Source organism: Pseudomonas sp. NPDC087817 (genome assembly GCF_044742875.1).
In the GTDB taxonomy this organism is placed as follows: domain Bacteria; phylum Pseudomonadota; class Gammaproteobacteria; order Pseudomonadales; family Pseudomonadaceae; genus Aquipseudomonas.
The window spans coordinates 1-3,434 of the sequence record NZ_JBIUVJ010000042.1 but is presented as its reverse complement, the minus strand read 5'-3'; the positions used below and the strand labels follow the sequence as shown (position 1 = coordinate 3,434).

1 protein-coding gene is annotated in these 3,434 nt (G+C 60.1%); it reads right to left on the bottom strand.

Annotation, left to right across the window (positions count from 1 at the left end):
- Positions 1-143: 143 nt before the first annotated feature.
- Complete coding sequence (gene glnE / locus ACIONG_RS21610; protein ID WP_401302590.1) at positions 144-3,083, bottom strand: bifunctional [glutamate--ammonia ligase]-adenylyl-L-tyrosine phosphorylase/[glutamate--ammonia-ligase] adenylyltransferase; 2,940 nt, start codon at positions 3,081-3,083, stop codon at positions 144-146.
- Between the last annotated feature and the right edge of the window lie 351 nt (positions 3,084-3,434).

The window sequence follows — 3,434 nt, the reverse complement described above, 5'->3', positions numbered from 1 at the left end:
ATCTGCATTTCACCGCAGATCACTGTGGGAGCGGGCTTGCCCGCGATGAGGCCAGCACATTCGATAGTGATGGTGGCTGACACTCCGTCATCGCGGGCAAGCCCGCTCCCACATGGGCCATCAGGTGTTTCAAATATCCGGTTTCAGCTTAGCCCCATCTCTTTCCAGATCCGTAAAACCTGCCGGCGTTCGTCGGCAAACTGGTCGCCTGCAATCACCCCGGCATCCTTCTGCAAGGCCTGCCGGTGGGCGGCGGAGCGGTAGGCTTTATAGGCCTCACGCAACAGGCTGGCATCTTCGGCAGGCATCAGCCCTTCGTGTTCCAGCTCTTCCAGAATGCGGATGTTATCGGTCCAGCGCAGCAATGGCGGGTGGCTTTGCGACCACGCCAGGGCCGCGTATTGCACCATAAATTCAATATCGACGATACCTCCGGCGTCCTGCTTGAGATCGAACGGCGCCGTGGCGTCGAAGGCATTTGCCGCCGTACCGGCCGCCGTGCTCTTACTGCCGAGGTTGTCGCGCATCTTCGCGCGCATCTCGCTGACTTCCTGTTGCAGCTTGGCCAGGTCCCGCGCCTTGCCCAATACCTGAGCACGGACTTTCTCGAAGGCCTGACCGACATCCTGACTACCGACCAGCACCCGCGCCCGCACCAGCGCCTGATGCTCCCACGTCCAGGCTTCATTTTCCTGATAGCGGGCAAACGCGCCGAGGGAACTGACCAGCAGCCCGGAGGCACCGGACGGCCGCAGGCGCATATCCACTTCATAGAGCTGGCCGGAGTTGGTCTGTGCAGTCAGCAAGTGAATGATCCGCTGGCCCAGCCGGGTGAAGAACTGCGCGCCATCAATCGGTTTCGGCCCGTCGGTTTCCGCCTGTGGATCACCGTCATGGATAAACACCAGATCCAGATCCGAACCATGCCCCAACTCGATCCCGCCGACTTTGCCGTAGCCGACAATGATGAAACCGGGATCGCACAGAGTGCCGTCGGTGCGCAGCGGCGTGCCGTACTTGGCCACGGTCTGGCGCCAGGCCAGGGCCAGCACCTGTTCGAGAATCGCCTCAGCCAGCCAGGTCAGGTAATCGCTGACTTTCATCAACGGCAGGCTGCCGGCGATTTCCGAGGCGGCGACACGCAAGCGGTGCGCCAGTTTGAAATGGCGCAAGGCTTCCATCTGTTGTTCGAGGTCGTCCTCGGGAATCCGCGTCAGACGCTCGCGTAATTCGGCGGCGAGTTCCGGCGCCAGCGGCGGCTTGAACAGACGCCCTTCGTTGAGCAGTTCGTCAAGCAGCAGCGGGAAACGGGTGATCTGTTCAGCAATCCACGGGCTCGCCGCGCACAGTGTCAGCAAACGGCGCAATGCACCGGGGTTTTCCGTCAACAATACTAGATAGGCCGATCGGCGGGCGACCGCCTCAACCAACGGCAGCACTCGCTCAAGAACCAGATCGGGATTGTCATGCTCGACCGCTTGCGCCAGCAGGCGCGGGATAAATGCATCGAGACGTTCACGGCCCAAACGCTGCATCGCCCGCAACTGCGGACTGTTGCGCAAACCGGCCAGTGCTTTCAGCGCCTTGGGTGCATCGGTAAAACCGCCCTCCTCCAACTGCCGGCACGCGGCCTCTTCGTCCTGCGCGTCTTCCCACAGCGGCAGCCATTCACCGCCGACCACCACTTCGCTTTCAGTGCCTTCGTCCTCATCGGGATCGGCGATCACCTGTGCAAAGTGCCAGGCCACGCGGCCGCGCCAGAACATGAGTTTTTCGTGGAAAGCTTGCCAGTCAGCGAAACCGAGCATGAAGGCGATGCGCGCCTGATCCTGAGCGCCATCCGGGAGCATCTGGGTCTGGCGGTCGGCGATGGCCTGAATCGCGTGTTCGGTGTAACGCAGGAATTCGTAGCCTTCTCGTAACTCGCTGATCACTGCCGGCGGCAGATAACCCTGCCCTTCCAGCGTGCTCAACACCTTTAATAGAGGACGCTGCTGCAAGCTCAAGTCGCGCCCGCCGTGGATCAGCTGAAAAGCCTGGGCAATAAACTCGACTTCGCGGATACCGCCCGAGCCGAGTTTGATGTTGTCGGCCATGCCTTTACGGCGGACTTCCTGCTGGATCAGCTGCTTCATGGTGCGCAGCGCTTCGATGGCCGAGAAGTCCAGATAACGCCGATAAACAAACGGGCGCAGCATCTCCTGCAATTGCGCGCCAGCCTGCTGATCGCCGGCCACCACCCGCGACTTGATCATCGCGTAGCGCTCCCAGTCACGACCCTGATCCTGGTAATACTGCTCCAGCGCATTGAAGCTCAGCACCAGCGCGCCGGACGAACCGTACGGGCGCAGGCGCATGTCAACGCGAAACACAAAGCCGTCGACGGTTATCGGATCGAGGGCCTTGATCAGGCGTTGACCGAGCCGGATGAAGAATTCCTGGTTATCCAGCGCGCGTTTCACGCCGACGGTTTCGCCGCCCTCAGGGTAGGCGAAGATCAGGTCGATGTCGGAAGACAGGTTCAACTCGACCGCGCCAAGCTTGCCCATGCCGAGAACAACCATTTGCTGCGGCAGACCGCTGCGTCGGCCAGTCGGCGTGCCGAACTGCTGGCAATGGCGGCTGTACAGCCATTGATAGGCTTGATCGATGGTCGCGTCGGCCATGTCCGAGAGGTCGCGGCAGGTCTGCACCAGATCGGCCTGGCGGGTCAGGTCGCGCCAGATGATGCGCACTTGGTGCCGGGTGCGTTGACGGCGTAGCACGCGACCGAGTTCATCTTCGCTCTCGGCGGCGTTCACCACAGCGGCAATCTGCGCGCAGAGTTCACCCGGTGCAAACGGTCGGTCGAGCTCTCCGGACTGCACCAGCGACAGCAACATCAAAGGGTCACGAACGCTCTGTTCAATGACAAACTCGCTGGCCGCAGTAACGCGGGCGAATTGCGCCCAGCGCTCTGGCGTCCAGGTGGAGAAGCCGTGATCGTCCTCAAGCGAGGCGACGGCCGTACGGAACGACTGCTCGGATCGGCTGACCAACGGCAGGAGAATGGCGGGCAGTTCGGCAAGCACGGGCAGGGTCATGGTCTATCCTTGATCGGCGTGTAAAGGGCCGCTTGTAGTGAATGATGAAAACCCGCTACGTGAAGGACTGTCGAACAAAAGTTAGAAATAGCTGAAATTTCTTCTTCTTTGGCACCCAGCATCAAACTTTCACCTTTTTCGGATGGTAATCGACCAACCTTAACGATTATTCTCACAACGCAGTCAGAGGCCACAAGCCTTTCATCTGTAGTTTTACTACTCGTCTATACATTCGAAAGGCTGAAATGCCCGAAGATTTGTAGTAAAACTACACGCCGCCGGAACAACCTGTCGGCAATCCAAGAATTTTAAATCGTCTGCCCACAAGGCCAGTCGCAAACTCAGGCACCC

Coding starts and splice junctions, on each gene's coding strand:
- glnE (WP_401302590.1), bottom strand. CDS start 3,083: ATGACCCTGCCCGTGCTTGCCGAACTGCCCGCCATTCTCCTGCCGTTG.